Annotated in this window: 20 protein-coding genes; 16 read left to right on the forward strand and 4 right to left on the reverse strand. The window is 67.2% G+C overall.

Translation table 11 applies throughout. The features are described from left to right. Positions 1-44 precede the first annotated feature (44 nt). Together CQ044_RS02065 and CQ044_RS02070 are read right to left on the reverse strand one after the other, a co-directional pair. Positions 45-434, reverse strand: coding sequence for a type II toxin-antitoxin system VapC family toxin (locus CQ044_RS02065; RefSeq protein ID WP_181158145.1), 390 nt, complete (start codon positions 432-434; stop codon positions 45-47). Next, the gene (locus CQ044_RS02070; protein WP_105686547.1) at positions 431-685 is read right to left on the reverse strand and encodes a type II toxin-antitoxin system Phd/YefM family antitoxin; all 255 of its coding nucleotides are present in this window, start codon (positions 683-685) and stop codon (positions 431-433) included. Before CQ044_RS02070 ends, CQ044_RS02065 begins: the two co-directional genes overlap by 4 nt. Positions 686-774: 89 nt before the next feature. Here CQ044_RS02070 and CQ044_RS02075 point away from each other — a divergent pair, with 89 nt between their 5' ends. Both CQ044_RS02075 and CQ044_RS02080 read left to right on the forward strand, forming a co-directional pair. Further along, the gene (locus tag CQ044_RS02075; RefSeq protein ID WP_105686483.1) at positions 775-1008 is read left to right on the forward strand and encodes a hypothetical protein; all 234 of its coding nucleotides are present in this window, start codon (positions 775-777) and stop codon (positions 1006-1008) included. After that, positions 995-1417, forward strand: coding sequence for a type II toxin-antitoxin system VapC family toxin (locus tag CQ044_RS02080; RefSeq protein WP_105686485.1), 423 nt, complete (start codon positions 995-997; stop codon positions 1415-1417). The genes CQ044_RS02075 and CQ044_RS02080 overlap by 14 nt, the downstream gene beginning before the upstream one ends. A 3-nt stretch (positions 1418-1420) precedes the next feature. Here CQ044_RS02080 and CQ044_RS02085 read toward each other — a convergent pair whose 3' ends face one another. Further along, the gene (locus CQ044_RS02085) at positions 1421-2635 is read right to left on the reverse strand and encodes an MFS transporter (RefSeq protein WP_258133112.1); all 1215 of its coding nucleotides are present in this window, start codon (positions 2633-2635) and stop codon (positions 1421-1423) included. Positions 2636-3041: 406 nt separating this feature from the next. Between CQ044_RS02085 and nrdH the strand changes: the two genes are divergently transcribed. The 5 genes from nrdH (at position 3042) to CQ044_RS02110 (ending at position 7896) form a co-directional block, all read left to right on the forward strand. After that, entirely contained in the window at positions 3042-3275 is a 234-nt protein-coding gene (gene nrdH, locus CQ044_RS02090; protein WP_045273567.1) for a glutaredoxin-like protein NrdH, read from the forward strand. Positions 3276-3309: 34 nt separating this feature from the next. Next, the gene (gene nrdI, locus CQ044_RS02095; protein WP_105686486.1) at positions 3310-3747 is read left to right on the forward strand and encodes a class Ib ribonucleoside-diphosphate reductase assembly flavoprotein NrdI; all 438 of its coding nucleotides are present in this window, start codon (positions 3310-3312) and stop codon (positions 3745-3747) included. After that, the gene (gene nrdE, locus CQ044_RS02100) at positions 3729-5906 is read left to right on the forward strand and encodes a class 1b ribonucleoside-diphosphate reductase subunit alpha (RefSeq protein WP_105686488.1); all 2178 of its coding nucleotides are present in this window, start codon (positions 3729-3731) and stop codon (positions 5904-5906) included. The genes nrdI and nrdE overlap by 19 nt, the downstream gene beginning before the upstream one ends. Before the next feature lie 43 nt (positions 5907-5949). Next, the gene (nrdF, locus tag CQ044_RS02105; RefSeq protein ID WP_105686489.1) at positions 5950-6927 is read left to right on the forward strand and encodes a class 1b ribonucleoside-diphosphate reductase subunit beta; all 978 of its coding nucleotides are present in this window, start codon (positions 5950-5952) and stop codon (positions 6925-6927) included. A gap of 135 nt (positions 6928-7062) precedes the next feature. Continuing rightward, a complete protein-coding gene (locus CQ044_RS02110; RefSeq protein WP_258133114.1) occupies positions 7063-7896 on the forward strand; it encodes a S9 family peptidase in 834 nt (277 codons plus the stop codon). Between the two features lie 165 nt (positions 7897-8061). Here CQ044_RS02110 and CQ044_RS02120 read toward each other — a convergent pair whose 3' ends face one another. Then, positions 8062-9852 (reverse strand): cellulase family glycosylhydrolase, encoded by a 1791-nt coding sequence (locus CQ044_RS02120; protein WP_105686492.1) that lies wholly within the window; start codon positions 9850-9852, stop codon positions 8062-8064. Positions 9853-10199: 347 nt separating this feature from the next. On the opposite strand from CQ044_RS02120, the gene CQ044_RS02125 reads away from it, so the two are divergent. The 9 genes from CQ044_RS02125 to CQ044_RS02165 form a co-directional block, all read left to right on the forward strand. Beyond that, complete coding sequence (locus CQ044_RS02125; RefSeq protein ID WP_105686493.1) at positions 10200-11738, forward strand: amidohydrolase family protein; 1539 nt, start codon at positions 10200-10202, stop codon at positions 11736-11738. Between the two features lie 93 nt (positions 11739-11831). Next, positions 11832-13331, forward strand: a complete 1500-nt coding sequence (locus CQ044_RS02130) for a CdaR family transcriptional regulator (protein WP_181158146.1) — start codon at positions 11832-11834, stop codon at positions 13329-13331. Positions 13332-13584: 253 nt separating this feature from the next. Continuing rightward, positions 13585-15513, forward strand: coding sequence for an ABC transporter substrate-binding protein (locus tag CQ044_RS02135; protein ID WP_105686496.1), 1929 nt, complete (start codon positions 13585-13587; stop codon positions 15511-15513). Beyond that, positions 15510-16574, forward strand: a complete 1065-nt coding sequence (locus CQ044_RS02140) for an ABC transporter permease (protein WP_219844898.1) — start codon at positions 15510-15512, stop codon at positions 16572-16574. The genes CQ044_RS02135 and CQ044_RS02140 overlap by 4 nt, the downstream gene beginning before the upstream one ends. Further along, entirely contained in the window at positions 16571-17485 is a 915-nt protein-coding gene (locus CQ044_RS02145; protein ID WP_105686497.1) for an ABC transporter permease, read from the forward strand. The genes CQ044_RS02140 and CQ044_RS02145 overlap by 4 nt, the downstream gene beginning before the upstream one ends. Then, entirely contained in the window at positions 17482-18483 is a 1002-nt protein-coding gene (locus CQ044_RS02150) for an ABC transporter ATP-binding protein (RefSeq protein ID WP_105686498.1), read from the forward strand. Before CQ044_RS02145 ends, CQ044_RS02150 begins: the two co-directional genes overlap by 4 nt. Then, the gene (locus CQ044_RS02155) at positions 18480-19442 is read left to right on the forward strand and encodes an ABC transporter ATP-binding protein (RefSeq protein ID WP_105686500.1); all 963 of its coding nucleotides are present in this window, start codon (positions 18480-18482) and stop codon (positions 19440-19442) included. Before CQ044_RS02150 ends, CQ044_RS02155 begins: the two co-directional genes overlap by 4 nt. Before the next feature lie 20 nt (positions 19443-19462). Further along, positions 19463-21019, forward strand: a complete 1557-nt coding sequence (locus CQ044_RS02160; RefSeq protein WP_105686501.1) for a serine hydrolase — start codon at positions 19463-19465, stop codon at positions 21017-21019. Positions 21020-21094: 75 nt separating this feature from the next. After that, positions 21095-21441, forward strand: a 347-nt coding sequence (locus tag CQ044_RS02165; RefSeq protein ID WP_258133117.1) for a DUF6421 family protein, incomplete at its 3' end; no start/stop codon positions are given.

Consider the following 21441-nt stretch of genomic DNA (forward strand, 5'->3'; position numbering starts at 1 on the left):
AGGTTGAGCTCCTCGAATCCTGCGGATTCCGAGGTTGACGAGTTTCACGCCCTCGCGTCTTGGATCCAGGTCTCGCCGAGCGCCAGCAGGGTCGCGTCCGCGGTGAGCAGCGTCAGTCGCTCTGCATCCGCTTGAGCGAGGATCATGCGATCGAACGGATCGTGGCGTGTCAGAGCGGGGAAGCGCAGCATGGCCGTGGCGTGCGCCGACGTGAACGGCAGCTCGCGCAGGCCGGCGTCGGAGAACGCGGCGGGGAAGCGGTCGCCGCCGGGAAGGGCGAGCCGACCGAGCATGTGCTTGATCATGAGTTCGGAACTCGACACGGAGGAGTGATAGACGACCGCTGCCGCGTCGATGGCCTTGCGCGCCCGATCGCCGAGCCGCCCGTCCGCATGCAGCAACCACAGCAGCGCGTTCGTGTCGAGCAGGATCACTGTGTGGGCTCCTCGGCCCAGTCCGGTCCGTAGAACATCTCCTGGATCTCGGGATCGATGCCGTCGAAGAGCGCGGGATCGGGCAGGGGCTCATCCTTCAACAGCCCGTAGACGATCGTCGTGCGCTCATGGGGGATGAGGTCGACGACCGGCTTCCCGGCGCGAGCGATCGTGATCTGCTCGCCATCCAGCACCCGCGCGATCAGCGCGGAGAGCTGCGTCTTCGCCTCGTGCACGTTCACCTGGGTCATGACCACAGCTTAGTCCAGTGGACTAAGACGTAGGCCGGGTGCGGATCGATGCGCAGCCGTTCTGACGGTGGTGCAGCTAGAATGCATGCATGACGGTTACGATCACGGTCCGCAACGTTCCCGACGGGGTGCGGGATGAGCTCGCGGCGCGGGCGGCGAAGTCGGGGAGGTCGCTTCAGGAGTATCTGAGCGCCGAGCTCCTGCGTCTCGCCTCGACGCCGAGCGCTCTCGAGGCTGTCGCACAGGCGCGATTGAACACGCAGACCTATCCGTCGTTGAGCATGCGCGACATCGTGGAGGCCGTCGGCGATGGCCGGCGCTGAGCGAGAACTGCTCGTCATCGATGCCTCGGCCGTCGTGGCGCTCGTCGCGGCCAACGCGGGGGAGACGCGGTGGCTGTCGGAACGGATCGGTGACGCGATGCTCTTCGCGCCGTCCCTCCTGCTCACCGAGGTCGACAGCGCGTTGCGGGGGCTCGAGCTCGGCCGCAAGCTCTCGACACCGCAGGCGGCGGCGTCGCGATGGCACGCCCGCCGGTTGCCGATCGAGTTCTGGCCGGGCGAGGCGATCGCGGAGCGCGCGTGGGAGCTGCGCACCAACCTGACGATCTACGACGCGAGCTATGTCGCGCTCGGCGAACGTCTCGGCGCCGTTCTGCTCACCGGTGACCGACGGATCGCCAGCGCGGGTGTCGCCCGGTGTCCGGTCGAGGTCGTCGACCTGGGGCGGTGACGCTCAGGGCAGCGGGACGACTTCGGTGTCCGGCATCGGCGCGGCATCGCGTCCGCGCAGATCGGGGAAGTGCCGCACGAACACCACCGAGACGATCAGGGCGACGGCGGCGAAGCACGTGGCCGCGAGGTAGGCGCCGGTGGGGCTGTGCATGCTGTCGATGAGGAAGCCGGCGATCGCGGATCCGGCGGCCGCGCCGATCAGCTGTCCGGTGCCCGCCCACCCGAAGGCCTCGGCCGTCTCCGAGAACTTCACACTCGCCGACGTGATCGCGAACAGCACCGCGAGCGCGGGGGCGATCCCGATGCCGGCGGCGAGCAGCGTGCCGCCGAGCCAGAACACGTTGAGCGACAGCATCGTGAGGGCGAGGCCGACGGTCACGATCGTCAGGCGCCGGGCCATCGCCCACGGCCCCATCGGCACGCGGCCCGAAGCCAGGCCGCCCACCAGGCTTCCCACGGAGAAGACGGCGAGCACGAGCCCGGCCTCCAGGCCGCCGTGGTCGAAAGTCTTCACCACGCCCACCTCGACGGCCGCGCAGGCGCCGATGAGCAGGAAGCCGGTGACCGTGGCGAGCATCACCGGAGGCTTCAGCACGACCGCGCCGAACCCGCGGCGGCTGCGGGGGATGCGCACCCGGCCGACCTCGGGGGAGAGGATGAACCACGCGCCGCCGCCCACGAGCAGCGCGGCGACGAGCAGCAGGCCCTGCACGGTGCCGACCTGCGTCGAGACGATCGTGATGACCACCGGCGCCACGATCCAGATGATCTCCTGCAGGGACGCGTCCAGCGAGAACAGCGGCGTGAGCTGCGAGGAGTTGACGAGCTTGGGGTAGATGGTGCGCGCGGCCGACTGGATCGGAGGGGTGGAGAGCCCAGCGATCAGTCCGAGCACCACGTAGCCGGCGAGTGGCAGGAAAGAGAAGAAGGCCAGGCCGAGGAACGACAGCACGCAGATCGAGAGGGTCAGCGTCAGCACGGGGCGCATGCCCCAGCGGCCCATCCAGCGGCTGGTGACGGGCCCTGACACGGCCTGCCCGATCGAGGACGCGGCCAGCACGAGACCCGCCGCGCCATAGGAGCCCGTTGCGTGCTGCACATGCAGGAGGATCGCGAGACTCGCCATGCCGTTCGGGAAGCGCGCCGTCAGCTGCGCGGCGATGATCCGTCCGACGCCCGGTACGCGCAGAAGCTCCTTGTATCCCGATCCGGCCACAGATCAACGCTACAGGTCGCGCGGTGTCGGCAGCAGAGTCTCGCGCGCTCCGGGAGCGGCGTCGCGAGGGCGCGCACGCGACACGCCGACGACACGCCGGAGGGCGATTTCCACAGGCTGAGGAATGTCCGTGGCCCCTCCTAGCGTCGGATCTGTGGAGGGATCCGGACGGGGTCTCCGGGAACCGCGGGAAATCGCGGTTCGGGGGTGCTTGAGGACGGCCGCCGGCTGTGGACAAAGCCGTGGAGAACCTGTGGCGAATCGGTGGAATACGGTGGAAAACTACACAGTTGTAACTACTAGCCCTAGTGGTCGACCCGAATGTCCGCACCTATATGTAGTATTGAACTCCCGGCAGGGCCACCTGCCCGAAGCCGGGTTCTGAGGGGAAGAAGAGGCGCAATACATGTCCATCACGGTCTACACCAAGCCCTCCTGCGTGCAGTGCAACGCGACCTACCGCGCACTCGACGCGAAGGGCATCGAGTACGAGATCCACGACGTCTCCGAGGACGCTGCGGCGCTCGAGCACGTGAAGTCGCTCGGCTACCTGCAGGCTCCCGTCGTCGTCACCGACGAGGACCACTGGTCGGGCTTCCGTCCCGACAAGATCGACGAGCTCGCCGCTCGCCTGGCTTAACTCGGTCCCTGAGCCTGTCGAAGGGGGCGATCTCATGAACGCCGCCACCGCGACCGCCGCGCCGCTGCTGGTCTACTTCTCGAGCATCTCGGGCAACACAGCCCGGTTCATCGAGAAGCTGGGCCTTCCGGCACGGCGGATCCCGCTGCACAGCACGGAGGAGCCGCTCGTCGTCGATGAGCCGTTCGTCCTGGTCACGCCGACCTATGGCGGCGGGCAGGGTCGAGGCGTCGAGAAGGGCGCCGTACCCAAGCAGGTCATCCGGTTCCTCAACGACGAGCGCAACCGGCGTCACATCCGCGGAGTGATCTCCGCAGGCAATACCAACTTCGGCGACGCGTTCTGCGCCGCCGGTGACATCATCAGCCGCAAGTGCCACGTGCCCCACTTGTACCGGCTCGAGATCTACGGCACACAGGACGACGTCGATCGGGTGACCGACGGATTGGATCAATGGTGGAAGCAGCACTGAAGGACACAGCGCCGGTGAAGAGCGAGATCGCGTTCAAGGTCAACGCGGCGTACGAGGGGCTCGACTATCACGCCCTCAACGCGATGCTGAACCTGTACGACGCGGACGGCAAGATCCAGTTCGATGCGGACAAGCGCGCGGCGCGGGAGTACTTCCTGCAGCACGTGAACCAGAACACGGTGTTCTTCCACTCGCTCAAGGAGCGCCTGGACTACCTCGTGGAGAAGGAGTACTACGAGGGCGCCGTGCTGGACGCGTACTCGTTCGAGTTCATCCAGAAGCTCAACGACCTCGCCTACTCGATGAAGTTCCGCTTCGAGACGTTCCTCGGCGCGTTCAAGTACTACACGAGCTACACGCTGAAGACCTTCGACGGCAAGCGCTACCTGGAGCGCTTCGAGGACCGCGTCGTGATGACCGCCCTCGCCCTGGCCGACGGCGATGAGGACCTCGCCGTGAACCTGGTCGAGGAGATCATCTCGGGCCGCTTCCAGCCCGCCACCCCGACCTTCCTCAACGCCGGCAAGGCGCAGCGCGGCGAACTCGTCAGCTGCTTCCTGTTGCGCATCGAGGACAACATGGAGTCGATCGCCCGTGGCATCAACTCCGCCCTGCAGCTTTCCAAGCGCGGCGGCGGCGTGGCGCTGCTGCTCTCGAACATCCGCGAGTCGGGCGCCCCGATCAAGCAGATCGAGAACCAGTCCTCCGGCATCATCCCCGTGATGAAGCTCCTCGAAGACTCCTTCTCGTACGCGAACCAGCTGGGCGCACGTCAGGGCGCCGGCGCGGTGTACCTGAACGCGCACCACCCCGACATCATGCGGTTCCTCGACACCAAGCGTGAGAACGCCGACGAGAAGATCCGCATCAAGACGCTGTCGCTGGGCGTCGTCGTGCCGGACATCACTTTCGAGCTGGCGAAGAACGGCGAGGACATGTACCTGTTCTCCCCGTACGACGTCGAGCGCGTCTACGGCGTGCCGTTCGGCGACATCTCGGTCACCGAGAAGTACCGCGAGATGGTCGACGACCCGCGCATCAAGAAGACCAAGATCAACGCGCGCGAGTTCTTCCAGACCCTCGCCGAGATCCAGTTCGAGTCGGGCTACCCGTACATCATGTTCGAGGACACGGTGAACAAGGCCAACCCGATCAAGGGCCGGATCAACATGTCCAACCTGTGCAGCGAGATCCTGCAGGTGAACACGCCGACGACCTACAACGAGGACCTCTCGTACGGCCAGATCGGCAAGGACATCTCCTGCAACCTCGGCTCGATGAACATCGCGCTGTCGATGGACGCCGACGACCTCGGGCAGACCGTCGAGACGGCGATCCGCGCGCTCACCGCGGTGAGCAACCAGAGCCACATCGGCTCGGTGCGCTCGATCGAGGACGGCAACGACCGCTCGCACGCGATCGGCCTTGGACAGATGAACCTGCACGGCTACCTCGCTCGTGAGCGGGTGTTCTACGGCTCCGAAGAGGGCATCGACTTCACGAACATCTACTTCTACACGGTGCTGTTCCACGCGCTGCGTGCGTCGAACAAGCTGGCGATCGAGCGCGGTGTGGCCTTCGACGGCTTCGCCGACTCGACCTACGCGTCTGGCGCGTTCTTCGACAAGTACATCGACCAGGAGTGGGTGCCCGCGACGGAGAAGGTGGTCGAGCTGTTCGCCGGCCAGCGCATCCCGACGCAGGACGACTGGCGCGAGCTGAAGGCCTCCATCCAGGAGCACGGCATCTACAACCAGAACCTGCAGGCCGTGCCGCCGACCGGATCCATCTCGTACATCAACAACTCGACGAGCTCGATCCACCCGATCGCGTCGAAGATCGAGATCCGCAAGGAAGGCAAGCTCGGTCGCGTCTACTACCCGGCTGCGTTCATGACGAACGACAACCTGGAGTACTACCAGGACGCGTACGAGATCGGCTACGAGAAGGTCATCGACACGTACGCCGCCGCGACGCAGCACGTGGACCAGGGCCTGTCGCTCACGCTGTTTTTCAAGGACACCGCCACCACGCGCGACATCAACAAGGCCCAGATCTACGCCTGGCGCAAGGGCATCAAGACGATCTACTACATCCGTCTGCGTCAGATGGCCCTCGAGGGGACCGACATGACCGAGTGCGTCAGCTGCATGCTGTGAGAACCCGCGTTTCGTCTCGCTCAACGACCGAAGTAGGAAAGAAATGACTCCCGAACCTCTCAAGCTGGTCGACCGCGTGCAGGCGATCAACTGGAACCGCATCCAGGACGACAAGGACCTCGAGGTCTGGAACCGTCTGGTGAACAACTTCTGGCTGCCCGAGAAGGTGCCGCTGTCGAACGACATCCAGTCGTGGAACACGCTCACCGCCGAGGAGCAGACGCTCACCATGCGCGTGTTCACCGGCCTGACGCTCCTGGACACGATCCAGGGCACCGTCGGCGCGGTGTCGCTCATCCCCGATGCGATCACCCCGCACGAGGAGGCCGTCTACACGAACATCGCGTTCATGGAGTCGGTGCACGCGAAGAGCTACTCCTCGATCTTCTCGACGCTGTGCTCGACGAAGGAGATCGACGAGGCGTTCCGCTGGTCCGTGGAGAACCCGAACCTTCAGAAGAAGGCTCAGATCGTCATGGACTACTACCGCGGGGACGAGCCGCTCAAGCGCAAGGTCGCATCGACCCTGCTGGAGAGCTTCCTGTTCTACTCCGGTTTCTACCTGCCGATGCACTGGTCGTCGCGGGCGAAACTCACCAACACGGCCGACCTCATCCGCCTCATCATCCGTGATGAGGCGGTGCACGGGTACTACATCGGCTACAAGTTCCAGCGCGGCCTCGAGACGCTCGACCAGGCCAAGAAGGACGAGCTGAAGGACTACACGTTCTCGCTGCTCTACGAGCTCTACGACAACGAGGTGCAGTACACGCAGGATCTGTACGACGGGGTCGGTCTCACCGAGGACGTCAAGCGCTTCCTGCACTACAACGCGAACAAGGCGCTCATGAACCTCGGCTACGAGGCGATGTTCCCCGCGACCGTGACGAACGTGAACCCGGCGATCCTCTCGGCGCTCTCGCCGAACGCCGACGAGAACCACGACTTCTTCTCGGGATCCGGATCCTCCTACGTCATCGGCAAGGCCGAGGCCACCGAGGACGAGGACTGGGAGTTCTGAGTCGCAGGTAGGTTCGCCCGGCATCGTGCACAAGCGATGTTCTGACGAGAAGGGCCGTGGGATCATTCGATCCCGCGGCCCTTCTCGTCGTACGGGCGCCTTCTGACGGTCCCGACCGGAGTCGAACCGCGGGGCGTGGTCGTCATGGTGCACGGTGATGGCGCGGTCGAGGCATCTCAGGGCGGCCTCTACGCCCCCTGGTTCGAAGGCGCGGCGGATGCCGGCTTCGCCACCCTGTCGTGGAGCAAGCCGGGTGTCGGCGAGTCGGAAGGGAACTGGCTGTCGCAGTCGATGGACGATCGGGCTGCCGAGGTCTCCGCAGCGATCGACTGGGCGATCGGGGCGGGTGACGTTCCGACGGACGCGATCGTGCTCTGGGGTGCGAGTCAAGCCGGATGGGTCGTGCCGAAGGTCGTCCGCGACCGCGACGACATCGATGCGGTCGTGGCGGTGGGGCCCGCCATCAACTGGCTTCGACAGGGACGCTTCAACCTCCTCACCGAGCTCGAGCGGGACGGCGCCAGTCCGGAAGAGCGAAGGGCCGCCGTCGAGGAGAGCGACAAGACGCGCGAGCTGCTCGAGCGCGGCGCCTCCTTCAGCGACTACCGCGCGACCGCAGCGGGTCCGGACGCGATGTCGAAGGATCGCTGGGACTTCGTCCTGCGAAATCATCGCGCAGATGCGACCGCGGACCTCGCCGCGTCCGCCTCTCTGAAGCTTCCGGTGCTCCTCATGGTGGGAAACGCGGATCGGAACGTCGACGTGGCCGAGACGGAACGCGTCTACGACTCGATCTTCGGGTCCTTCCTCAGCGTCCGGCATGTCGACGGGGCGCATTCGCTCGCGCGATCGATCGTCGAGGACAACGAGGTCATCGGCACGATCACTGCGGTCGTCTGGCCGCGGGCGCTGCTCGGGGCAGGAGTCATCGACGACTACACGTCGTTCCTCTCCGCTGTCGCGCGCTGATCCCTCGTCGCGATCCTCCTCGTTTCGATGGCGATGAGCATCCGGGCGAGGGTCAGCAGGATGTGGCGCCGGTCGTCGTCGAAGTCGTGGGACGTCGCGATGGGCGGGGCGGGGCTTCGTCGCGGTGCGAAGCGACCGGGTTCCGAGCCCCGCCCATCGCCGCCGTCAGGCGCTTCGACCGGCTCGCCGCCGTGCGCGCGCATGTGCGAGCAGGAGGCCGCCGATCCCGGCTGCGATGACGCCGCTCACGGCTCCTGCCAGCAACAGGGCGCCGTCGAGGCCGGTCATCGCGAGGGGGATCGATCCCGCGCCCTGGGCCGCTCCGCCGGCCTGCGGTCCGCTCGGTGCGCCCGGCACGCCGGCTCCGGCATCGCCGGGGCCGTCCACCGCGCAGTCGTTCTTCGCGCAGTAGTCGCTCGGCGGCAGGACCATCGAGTCCGACGCAGGGGAGATCGTCACCTCGACGCGCTCGGCGTTCCCGGCGTTCTCCAGCACGAGCCACGGCGAGGTCGGCGCCGAGACGACCTTCGCCCCGTCTGCCTTCACGGTGTACCCCGTGCGGTACACGCGCTGGGGGATGAACACGACGGTTCGATCGCTCGATCGCGCGGCGCCGACGGGCGCCGTCGCGTAGTCGAACGTCAGAGTGCGTGCGGATCGGTCGTAGACGTGGCTCCCGGGCGTCCCGGCGATGGCCTGAGGGTACGGAGTGATCAGCGCATCGGCGACGTCGGTCTTCGCGTTCGTGTCCGATGCGGGGAGGCTCTGGTCGACGAGGAAGCCGGATGCGGCGCAGCAGATGTCCGGCTCTGCGTAATAAGACCACATCATCCACGATTGGTCGTGCGCGCCGGCCAGGTCGACATCGATCGCTGCCTTGCTCGCGGGGCCGAAACCGGCGAAGAACTCGTTGACCACGAAGGGCGTGGCCAGCTCATCCGCGAGCTCGTCGTCGTGGACGTACTGCTTCACCTGATCGGCCCCGAACGCGTAGTTGTGCCGCTCGATCGCGATCGCGGGATCGTCGATCCCGGTGAGGATCGTCCGCACATTCGTGTCGGGATCCTGGCCGTATGTGCCGGCGAACCACAGGTCGCTCGCGAGGTATGCCGTGCGGTCCGCGTCCACCGAGCGAACCGCTGCGAGCCATTTCTCGTAGAACGGGAGACGCTGGTCGGGGATGTGGTCGCAGAGCGGCTGGACGCAGTTGCCGTTGAGCGGCTCGTTGAGGGGCGAGTAGCCCAGAAGTCCGTTCTGATCGCCGCGGAACGCCTCGGCGACGTGCTTCCACGCCGCGACGAACTGGTCCTGCAGCCCGACCCCGTTCGGGAGCGGGGCGTTGGTCCAGAAGTGATCCCAGGCGTGCCGTTCGAGCGGGTTGTACTGCGCTTGCCAGGAGTACTTGTCGTCGGCCTCCTGGAACGCCGGCGTGTCCGCGACCCGTTTCCAGCTGGCTTCCATGGTCGAATCGGACGGCACCGCCCAGTGGGGGAATCCATCGCCGTTGAACTGCCGGGCGAACACGTCGTTGTGGAAGTCGATGGTGTTGAAGAAGCCGTGCTCGGAGAGCATGCGGTTGGTCCCGACCATGCTCGCGATGTAGGCGTCGTCATAGGTGTCGAGTTCCGGCTCGACGGCCTCGTACATAACGCCCAGCCGCATGCTGTTGAAACCCTGGTCGGCGAGCCATTGCGCGTCCTGCGCGCCGAACGGCTCCGGTGTGTACGGCGGGAGCCGGTGCATCAGATCGAAGCCGTGGAACTGCACGACTCGCCCGGTCCCGTCGACCAGCCAGCGCCCCTCCTTCGAGATCGGGCCGCGGATCGCCGAGGGAATGCCGAAGGGATCGGGGGCCGGCTTCGCCTCCGCGGCCGCACCAGCGGATGCGGTCCCTGCCCCGGTCAGTATTCCGGCGAGAACCGCCGCCACGCCGAAACGCCATCTCCTGCTCCTCATGATCGCTCCTCATTGAGATCAGATGAAAGGCCGTGCGACGCCCTCTCATCGTCGAGAGCTTGCGTCGAACGGATCGCAGCCGACGCCGCGATAGGTTGCAACGTATACGCTAGATGCTATGGCAAACAAGTGGTGAGTCTGCGGACGCTGTCGGAGGCCCCGTTGGCGTCCCGGCCAGCGTTTCCTGCCGACCTTCGTGCGGCAGGTCAGTCCACGACCGATGCGGAGCGGATGGACTGTATTCGCGCGCGTGGACGGTCCCGTGCGCCGGCCGGGCGACAGCTGCCGCGGGGCGCGCATCCCGACGGGCGGTTGCGGGGACCACGACACGACGAGCGAGGAACGACGTGCACGATCTGATCATCACCGGGGGAACGGTTCACGACGGCTTCGGAGGCCAGGGTCGCACCGCGGACGTGGCGATCTCCGACGGTCGCGTGGTGGGAATCGGCACCGGATTCGGCCCGGCGCGGGAGCGCATCGACGCCGACGGCCTCGTCGTCGCGCCCGGCTTCGTGGATCCGCATAGTCATTCGGACACGGTGCCGTTCTTGAGCGAGGCGCAGCCGTTCAAGCTGTGGCAAGGAGTCACGACCGAGATCGTCGGCAATTGCGGATACAGCTGCGGACCTTCCGGGCCTGGGGGCCTGTCGCCGATCATCCAGGAGATGGGCCATGCCTTCGCAGGATTCGGCGACTATCTCGATGCCGTCGATGCCGCGGGGACCACGAATCATCTCGCACCGCTCGTCGGACACAACACGATGCGGATCGCTGCGGCAGGATTCGCGGCAGAGCTGCCGGCCGATGGCCTGGAGCGGATGTGCGCGTTCGCGGACGAGGCGTTCTCGGCGGGGGCCGTCGGCTGGTCGAGCGGGCTCGAGTACGCGCCAGGGGCATTCGCGGGGATCGGTGAGCTCACCGCTCTGGCCCGTGTCGCCCGACGCTGGGGCCGTACGTACGCCACGCATATGCGCAGTGAGAGCGAGGGGCTGCTCGAGGCGGTCGACGAGGCCATCGCCGTGGCACGCGCCACGGGTGTGCGGCTCCAGATCTCGCATTGCAAAGCATCCGGCCACGCGGCGCACGGCTCGGCGACGGCACTCCTGACCCGTATCGAGCAGGCTCGACTGTCGGGCGTCGACGTTCTCGGAGATCTCTATCCGTATGAGGCGTGCAGCACCGGTCTCATCGCCGTGCTTCCGACGATCGCCTCGGAAGGCGGAGAGACCCGCCTGCGAGAACGGCTCTCCGATGCGGGGGAGCGCGCGCGTCTTCGCCGCATCGCCGAAGATCCGGTCGACTACGCGGGGGCGGGGCTCTGGCGAGAGGTGCGTCCCGCCGGTGTCACGATCACCCGGCACAGCGATCCCGCGGTCGCAGGCCGGACGCTGGCGCAGGTCGCGGGTGAGCGAGCGCCGTGGGATGTCCTGTGCGACCTCCTGCTCGCAGATCCAGGAGCCGACACCGTTCTGCACACCATGGATGCCGCCGACGTCGAGACGTTCATGCGCCATCCGCTCGTTTCGATCGGATCCGACAACGACGTGCCGGCAGGGCTGGTGCACCCGCGCACGTACGGCACGTTTCCGACGTTCCTCGGCGAGTACGTGCGCGAGAGGAAGGTCACCTCGCTCGGAGAGGCCGTGCGAAAGATGACATCGGCTGCGGCTGCGCAGTTCGGGCTCTCGGAGCGCGGATGGCTCGGGCGAGGCGCCGCGGCGGACGTGTGCATCTTCGACCCCGAGACGATCGGGCATTCCGGGACGTACGAAACACCGGACGTGCGGCCGAACGGGGTGCGGTGGGTGCTTCTCGAAGGAGTGCCGGTGATCCGTGACGGCGAGTTCACCGGCGAGCGGCGAGGGCGGATGCTCCGTGCGTGAGATCGTGGAAGGAACGACGAGCTGATGCACCCTCGAGTCAGTGTCGGGGCACTTCTGGATGCCGTCGGCCCCGCTGTCCTCACCGCCCTCTGGATGCCTGACGGCAGGGCACAGCAGCTCGGCTCGCCGGTGCTCGATGACGGGAACCTGTCGAACCCCCTCGTCGGATCGACGGTGATACTCATCGGGCGCCCGAGTCCGACCGAGATCGAGCGCGCGGCGCGCGCGAGCGCCTCGGCGGTGATCGTCCGCGCGACCGAGACGAGTGCGAAGGTGCTGGCCGCCGCGGGCGAGCGTGCCGGGATCACCGTTCTCGCGGCGAACGAGAAGCTGTCCTGGGGAGAGGTCTACTCCCTGGTGCGGACGATGTTCACGATGTACGAGACGCGGGACGAGGGACGCCTGGATCTCTTCGAGCTGGCGGACTCCGTCGCGAGGGACGCGGGTGGCGCAGTGGCCATCGAGGACATGGGGATGCGCGTCGTCGCGTATTCATCGATCCCCGGGCAGGACATCGACGAGCTCAGGGCCGATGGGATCCTCGGCAGGCGTGTTCCGGAGCATGCGGTGCAGGCGGAGGAATACCTCGCCGTACTGCGCGCCGAACGTGCCGTGTGGTGTCACGAGCCACGGGACAACGCTCCTCGTCTCGCTATCGGGGTGCAGGCTCACGGCCAGTCGTACGGGACGATCTGGGTGATCCAGGGCGACACTCCGCTGAACGCCCGCGCTCCGGAGATCCTTGCGGACGCCGCCCGCCGGGCTGTTCCGCAGCTCGCGAAGATCTCTTTCGCGGGTGACGCCCGACGCCATCTGCGCAACGACCTGCTGGGCAGGCTTCTGCGCGGGATCGGCCCCATGGAGAAACTCGCGGCCGAGGTCGGATTGCCGGTGCGCGGACCGTTCGATGTCGTCGCGTTCGGCGCATTCGGCGCGCTCGGGTCTCCCGCCGACGAGCTCGACACGGGCCTGGTCGCCGACATGGTGCGCAACGTCCTCGACTCCTACCGGATCCGGGCTGCGGTGGGCGTGCACGACGGCCACGGCTACGCGGTCGTGGCAGGGGAGCCCGACAGCTCGCTGTGGGAGGATCTCATCCGGGAGACGCTGTCGCGGGCGAGCGAACGGCATGGCGAGACCTGGCGAGCGGGTGCCAGCCGCGTGCTCACCGATATCAGACGGCTTCCTGAGGGCGCGGAGCAGGCCCACGACGTCCTCCTCGCACTGTCCAGCGGAAGCGATGAGAGCCTCGCCTTCGCTCGGCACCGAGAGATGTCGGCGGCGCTGGTGCTGCATGCGGTGGGCACGTGTTCGAGGCTGTCGGTGCTGCTGCGCGACGAGCCGCTGGCGACGGTGCTCCGTCACGACGACGAGTACGGATCCGAGTATGCGAAGACGCTGCGGGAGTGGATCAAGCGGCACTACGACGTGCCGACGGCGGCCGCGGCGCTGTTCGTGCATCCGAACACCCTGCGCCATCGCCTGAACCGGATGCGCGACCTCTTCGACCTGGATGATCCCGATCTGAGGCTCGTCCTCGCGCTGCAGCTCCGCATGCACGCGTCTGAGGTCGCTGGTGCTGCGACAGCGTGACGGCCGCGTCGACGCCGAACGCTTCCGCAGGGCAGGCGGATCGACCCGCAGGTCGCTTGTCGCCGGGGCGCCGCAGACATTGTCGGGATTGCCAACGTCGGGCCTCGACACGTGTTCGCGGGGGCCATCCGCGAGCGAGGCGCCGCTTGATCTACTGGTGCTCGGCGCACGGGCAATGCCGTGCGCAGGGGCCACACGGTGCCGTCCGGTGCCGTGAGGTTTCCATCGCGTTCTTGAGCGAGGAGGCTCAGCAATGCCGCCACCTATCATCCGCAGACTCGCCCGTCGAGCCCTCGCGCGCCGGGGTCGGCGGCCTGCTCGGGCCGAGAAGCGGGCGTCTCACCCGGCCACCGCGGTCGCACTGCTGCTGGCCGTCTGCGCGGGACTGATCCTCGTGGCGCCGCCGCAGAAGGCGTCGGCCGATTCGTCTCCCGCCGCGTCCACGGCACGAGGCGAAGGCAAGCACGATCCGGTGGTCTTCACCGTCGGCTCGATCGAGGAGATCGATTCGCTGAACCCCATGCTGACCGTGATGTCGGTCCCGCTGCTCTTCGACACCTTCATCTACGACAGTCTGACCAGTCCGTCCTCCGAAGACCTGTCGCCGGTTCCTGGTCTGGCCGAGTCCTGGGAGCATTCCGACGACGGGCTGACCTGGACCTATCATCTGCGGGCCGGTCTCACGTGGTCGGACGGGAAGCCGCTCACCGCGGTCGACGCGGAATACACGCTGGGCCGGATTCTCGCCGGCGGACCGGGGCAGGGAACCTGGGGCCCGTATCTGGAGTCGGTCCTGAGCGTCAGAGCCACGGACGCCGAGACCCTCGTCCTGAACCTGAAGGCGCCCAACGCCATCCTTCCGAGCATGCCGATTCCGATCATGCCGAAGCACATGCTCGAGCACTACCCCGACGATGAACTCGCCGACTATCCGATGGATCCGGAGCATCTCGTCTCCTCCGGACCCTTCCGGCTCATCGAGGGCGAGGCCGGCGGTGCGCTCTACCGCTTCGCGGCGAACCCGGACAACTGGCGCGGACCGTCCCACATCGACCTCCTGACGTGGCGGTTCTTCAAGGCCGAGGACACGGTCATGCAGGCGCTGATCAAGGGGGACATCGACTACACGAACGGGATCAGCGCCCTCCAGGCCCAGGTGCTCGCGCGACATCAGGGCGTGGTCGCCGGTCGTTTCGATCAGCTAGGGACCTTCCGGGAGATCGGCTTCAACACCGGCTCCGTCGATCTCGACACGGGCGAGCCCCTGGGGGATCCGAACCCCGCGGTGCGCGATCCTGCGTTCCGCGCAGCGCTTGCGAACGCGATCGATCGTGACGCGATCGTCGAGAAGGCGTTCAAGGGTGCGGCGACCCCGCTCACGTCGGTGATGGCGGCGGGATTCGAGAGATTCCGTTGGACCACGCCCGCCGACGCGGTCTACGACCCGGAAGTCGCGCGAAAGAAACTCGATGACGCCGGCTACCGGGTGGGGAAGGACGGCAGGCGCACTCTGCCGGACGGCAGGCCGATCGGCGAGCTGCGGTTCGCCGTCGACTCCGGTGATACCCGATCGATCCTGATCGGTCAGCTCGTCAGAGAGTGGATGGATGACATCGGGCTCACGGTCCGCGTCGAGGCGATGAGAGCGGCGAAGCTCAGCGACGTGATCCTGAGCGGCAACTACGACATGTTCGAGTGGGGATGGGGCATCGATGACGACCCGGACTCAGTGCTCGTCTATTTCACCTGCGAGCAGCGAGGGCTGTGGTCCGACTCCTGGTACTGCAGTGACGAGTACGAGCGTCTGTACGACGAGCAGAAGCGTGCGATCGACCCGCAGCGGCGCATCGAGACGATCAAGGAGATCCAGGCGCTGCTGTATCGGGACGCCCCGTACATCGTGACCGTCGGCACGCAGGCCCAGCAGGCGTACCGCGTCGACCGGTTCCACGGCTATCGCCCGGCGTTCGGAGAGGGGGGCGATGTGCTGTTCGACGTCGATTCCTACTTCGCCCTGCGCCCTGGTCCGGCTCCGGGGCTCGCCGGTGACGGCGGATCGAGCGCAACGGGCGCCAACCCGGCTGTGATCTACGGATCGATCGCGACCGCGCTGCTCGGGGGCGCGATCGTCCGGTTCCTGTGGGTTCGGCGTCGGCGCCAGACAGCGGAGGGACGCGAATGACTTCCAAGATGATGCCCACGACGACGCGAGTGATCGCGGTCGTACCCGACGCGCGGCGTCGAGGGTCTCGGCTGCGCGCACGGTTCACCGGGAGGTTCGTCCGCAGACAGCTGATCGGGGCGGCCGCCTCGTTGCTGTTCGTGCTGGTCGTGAACTTCTTCCTCTTCCGCGTCATCAACCCGCACCCGGAACGCACGCTGGGCCGCGGACGGGCCCGCACCGCGGAGCAGCTGGCCGAGATCTCGCACCGCCTCGGCCTCGATCAGCCGCTGCCGATGCAGTTCCTGACCTACCTCCAGCAGGTGTTCACGGGCGACCTCGGAGTGTCCTTCCAATACTCCAGACCCGTGGTCGAGCTGATTCTGGAGCGACTCGGGCCGACCCTGCTGCTCGTGGGGTCGGCCACCGTCCTCTCCGTGCTCATCGGCGTATGGCTCGGAAGCAGGCAGGCATGGCGGCACCGGAGCCGGTTCGACAAGAACACGTCGATCTTCACCATCGTCGTGTACTCGATGCCCGAATGGTGGCTCGGCCTGCTGCTCTTCATGATCTTCGCGGTCGGCATCGGACCATTCGCCGGCGTCTTCCCGATCGGCGGACTGCACTCGCAGGGGGTTGATCCGTGGACCTGGGAGGGGGTCGCCGACACGATCTGGCACCTGGTGCTCCCCGTCGTGACACTGACGGTCGCCTATCTCGCGGAGTACTCGATCGTCATGCGGTCCTCGATGCTCGACGTGAGGGGACAGGACTACCTGCAGACCGCGCGTGCGAAAGGGCTGACGGATGACCAGGTGCTCCGGCGTCACGCGATGCCCAACGCCATGCTTCCCATGACGACCCTGATCGCGCTCGACCTCGCATTCGCGGTGGGCGGCGCGATCACCGTGGAGACCGTGTTCTCGATTCCCGGGCTCGGGCTCCTCACCACGGAGGCGCTGCGGATCCCCGACCTGCCGCTCCTGCAGGGCTCGTTCCTCGTCTTCTCCGTGGCCGTCGTGCTCGCGAACCTCGCGGCCAACTTCATCTATGCACTCCAGGATCCGAGAGTGAGATCATGACCGCCGCCCTCCCCGCCAAGATCAGTCCCCGGGCGCTTCGACGGCAAGTCCGCCGCGCCGCCGCCGCACGGACATGGAAGAGATTCCGCGCCAATCGCCTGGGCATGACGGGATTGGTCATCCTCCTGGGATTCGCCGTCGTCGCCATCCTCGCCCCGATCCTCGTCGACGCGGGACAACTGCGCACGACCGAGGCGACAGGACCACTGCTCGCCCCGCCCAGCCTCGAGTACCCTCTCGGCACCGACGACAATGGGCGTTCCGTCCTCGCGCTGCTCATCTTCGGCTCCCGCGTGCCGCTGCTGGTGGGGCTCACCGCGACGATCATCTCCATGGTGATCGGCACGATCGTCGGCATCGCGTCCGGCATCTCCGACGGCTGGCCCGGCGGGATCCTGTTCCGCATCACCGAGTGGTTCCTGGTGATCCCCTTCCTTCCGCTCGCCCTGGTCCTGGCGACACTGCTCGGAGGTTCCCTCGCGTCGGTCATCCTGGTGATCGGGATCACAGGCTGGCCGAGCACCGCGCTGCTGATCCGCGCGCAGACCCTGTCCGTGCGGGAGCGTCCGTTCATCGAACGCGCGCAGATCCTCGGCGCCGGACGGTGGCACCTGATGACCAAGCACGTGCTGCCCAATGTCCTCCCGCTCGTGTTCGCGAACACGACGCTGACCGTCGCCGGCGCCGTGCTGGCCGAGACCACCCTGACCTTCCTCGGATTCGGCGACCCCACCAACGTCTCGTGGGGCACGATGCTGAACTCCGCCTTCGCCACGGGGGCCGTTTCTCTCGGAGCATGGTGGTTCCTCATGCCGCCGGGGATCTGCGTGATCGTCGTCGTGCTCGCCTTCACGCTCGTGGGCCAGGCGCTCGAGGACATCGTCAACCCGAGACTGAGAGAAGGACGATGAGCATGCTGCTCGAGATCGAGGACCTCCGGGTCACCTACCGTTCGTCCCGGGGGGACGTTCCCGCCGTCCGTGGTGTGTCGCTCTCGCTCGCGGCGGGCGAGATCGTGGGGATCGCCGGGGAATCGGGCTGCGGCAAGTCGACGATGGCGGGTGCGGTGCTGCGCCTTCATCCGCGGAGTGCGCGTATCGCCGGGCGGGTGAGCGTGGCGGGGCAGGATGTCAACACACTCAGCTGGGGAGCGCTGCGGCGGATGAGATGGGCGGATGCGGCGATGGTCTTCCAGGGGGCGATGCACTCGCTCAACCCCGTGCAGACGATCGGGGCGCAGATCGAGGAGCCGATGCACGTGCATCAGCCCGCGATGACTCGGAGAGCGATGCGGGGCAGGGTCGCCGAGCTGCTCGACATGGTCGGGCTGGTCCCTGCGCACGCGCTCAGCTACCCGCACCAGCTGTCCGGAGGGCAGAAGCAGAGGGTGATGATCGCGATGGCGCTCGCGTGCGGCCCGAAGCTGCTCGTCGCCGACGAGCCGACCACCGCGTTGGATGTCAAGGTGCAGGCGCAGATCATGTCGGTGCTCACCTCTCTCGTGCGGGATCTCGATCTCGGCCTCATGCTGATCAGCCACGATCTCTCACTGCTGTCCGGCGTCTGCGACCGGGTCGCGGTGATGTACGCCGGTCGGCTGGTAGAGCAAGCGCCCGGGGCCGAGATCTTCGAGAGCGCGCAGCATCCGTACACCAGGGCACTGGCCGGCGCGTTTCCCGCGATCGGCGACCGGTCGGCGCGCTATCGGCCGCGGGGGCTCGCGGGCGACCCGCCCGATCCCGCCGATGTGCACGCGGGGTGCGCGTTCGCGCCGAGATGCGAGAGGGCGGATGACCGCTGCCGGTCCCGGCGCCCTGAGCTCCTCCCGCTCTCACGACACCGGGACGTCGCTTGTCTGCGCGTCGAGGAGCGCCGGGACGCAGATGCCGAGCGGGAGCCGGTCCGATGACGCGTGACGTCCTGGGTGCGAAAGACCTGAACGTCGTATTCCGCGCTCTTCAGGGGCGCGGTGAGGTGCGGGCGGTCGACGGAGTCACCTTCGGTCTGCAGGAACGGGAGATCCTCGCGCTCGTAGGCGCATCCGGTTCGGGGAAGACGACCCTCAGCAGGACCCTGCTCGGTCTCGAACAGCCGACGTCCGGGAGCGCAACGGCCTTCGGTTCGGCGCTGCCGAGGTCGGGGAGGCCGCTGCGGGATTTCCGCCGGAGAACCCAGCTGGTCATGCAGGACCCGTCCGCAGCTCTGAACCCCCAGCACTCGGTCTACGAATCGGTCGCGGAAGGGATCCGCCTGCACGACCTGGTCCGACGAGCCACGATGCGAGGCGAGGACGTCACCGAGATCGAGCTCGTCTCCCGCGCGCTCTCGCACGCCGGAGTCCGTCCGCCCGAGCGCTTCTTCCTGTCATACCCGCATGAGCTGTCCGGTGGGCAGCGGCAGCGCGTCCTCATCGCGGGAGCGCTGGCCGTCGAGCCGGAGATCATTATCGCCGACGAGCCGGTGGCGAGCCTCGACGCCTCCATCAGGGGCGAGATCCTCGCGCTGTTCCTCAAGCTCAGGGACGAACTCGGTCTCAGTCTGCTGGTCGTCACACATGATCTGGGGCTCGCATGGAACATCGCCGACCGCGTCGCCGTGATGCAGGAGGGGCGGATCGTGGAGATCGGTCCGACCGAGCAGGTGCTGCTCGAGCCGCAGCACGAGTACACCAGGGAGCTCTTCGCCGCGCTGCCGAGCCCGCAGCAGCGCGGCGCCCTGTCCGACCGGGAACAGATCGATATCCCGGCACGGGACGGTGCCGAAGGGGCGTCGTTGTCTGGGAAGTCAACATCGCGTGCGGAAGAACTGGACGACCCGACAAGGCGCTCCGGTCCGGAGTCCGCTGGACTCGATGACACACCACTCTGACCCGAAGAACAGGATCCTCCATGTCGTCCATCGACCGTCCTCTCAGCGAACGCCTGCGTCGTGAACTGCTCGCCGGCCGGGTCGGCGCCGCCGAGCCTGGCGCGGTGATCGCGGTCTACCGGGACGGCGAGCTGGTGGCCGCGGCCAGTGCCGGAGTCGCCGACACCGAAACGGGCGAGCTGCTCACGCCGCAGTCCCTCATGAACATCGCGTCTGTGAGCAAGCAGATCGTCGCGACCGCCTTGCTCCTTGCGGCGGAGCGCGGCGAGATCGATCTCGATGCGGACATCCGCGGCCTCGTGCCGGAGATCCGGATCCCGGGTGTCACGCTGCGGCATTGCCTCCAGCACACGTCGGGGCTGCCCGACTACTTCGCCGCGGCGACGCTCATGGACGCGACCGAGCTCGAGATGTCCCGCCTCGACGCGTTCCTCACCTGGCTCGCCACGGTCGAGCAGCCCGATTTCGCGCCGGGCACGGGCCAGTCCTACTCCAACACCGGGTACGTTGCGGCCGCCTTGGCCACGGAGCGGGCGACCGGACGGATCTTCCCCGAGCTGATCGCCGAGACGGTGTTCCGCCCGCTCGGGATGAGCAGCACCTTCGTCGCGACGATGCTGGGGGCGTTCGTCCCGGGGATGGCGATGAGCTTCACCCCCGAGAATGAGGGCTTCACGCGCCACGGGATGGGGATCGGCGAGCTGCACGAGGTTCGTGCGGTGAACGGCGACGGCGAGGTGATCACGTCGATCGAGGACTTCGCGCGATGGCACGGATTCCTTCTCGATGGACGTGTGCTGGGCGCCGGGATCCGTTCCCGTCTGCTGGAGCGCGCGGTCCTCTCGGATGGACGCCGGTCGACGTACGCTCTCGGAATCGAGCACGAGACGCGAGGGGACACGGCCTCGTACGGCCACAGCGGCGGGATGTGGGGATACAGCGCGTACTCCCTCACCGACCCGTCGACCGGGATCGGCGTCGCGGTCTTCGCGAATCGCGATGACATCGATGCGACGGATCTCGCGTGGCGGGGTCTGCGGATGGCGACCGGCGCCGCGGGGATCTCCGGTCGATGGTTCTCCGCCACAGGATTCGCGGGCGTGCACCTGAGCGTCGACGCGAACGATGACCTCGAGGCCCAGCTCGGTACCGGTGCCGAACCCGACGCGGTGAAGACGCATCTCGCGAAGACCGGCCAGTCGCGCTGGACACGCCATGACGATCTCAGCGTGATCGAAGTCGTCGACGGGGAACTTTTCATCGCCACCGGGTTCGGTCTGCGCGAGCGCTTCGTGCGCATGGGGGAGCCCGGTGCCTACCCGCCCCAGGCCGTCGGGGACTTCACCGAGCCGTTCCGCGACGCGACGTACGCGCTCGAGGATCGCGAGGACGAGCTCTGGATCGTGAAGCCGAACGGGGAACCGGAGCGGGTCGAACCGTTCGGATCGTACGACGACGAGTGGATCGGCGGCACGAGCGTGGGCTGGATCGTGATCGATTCCGGCCCCGGTGCCCGGGTACGGCTCGGGAATGAGTCGTTGATCGTCGAACTCACCCGCCTCGCCGCCGCCCGCTGAGGGCGGCCCCGAGGCTTCATCCGCGACAACTGCCGCAACAACCGTGCGCCCTCGGCGCCCCGATCGGAGGTCCCGATGTCCCTCATCACCAGTCCCAGCAACGCTTTCATCGGCGAGCCCGAGGTCGTGGAGGACGTGTCCGTGGCCGAGAGCAGTGCCGCGTGGGCTCTTCTCAAGGATGCGGCGGTCGCGTTGCGTCCGTTGCAGGTCAAGGACGGTTCCGTCCCGAACGCGGCCGACCATGATGCGGCCCGCGCGCATGTCGCGGCGATCGTCGCGGGGATCCGCGCGCTCGCGCCGGCGTTTCCGCATGATGCGGAGTATCTTGCGGCGTCGGTGAGGGATTTCGAGCGGTGGGTTGCGGAGGGGTTCGGGGTGCCGGACTTCCTCGATTCGCTGGTCGCGTTCCAGCCGCAGCAGCA

The sequence above is a fragment of the Microbacterium sp. MYb64 genome (assembly GCF_002979495.1).
GTDB lineage: Bacteria > Actinomycetota > Actinomycetes > Actinomycetales > Microbacteriaceae > Microbacterium > Microbacterium azadirachtae_A.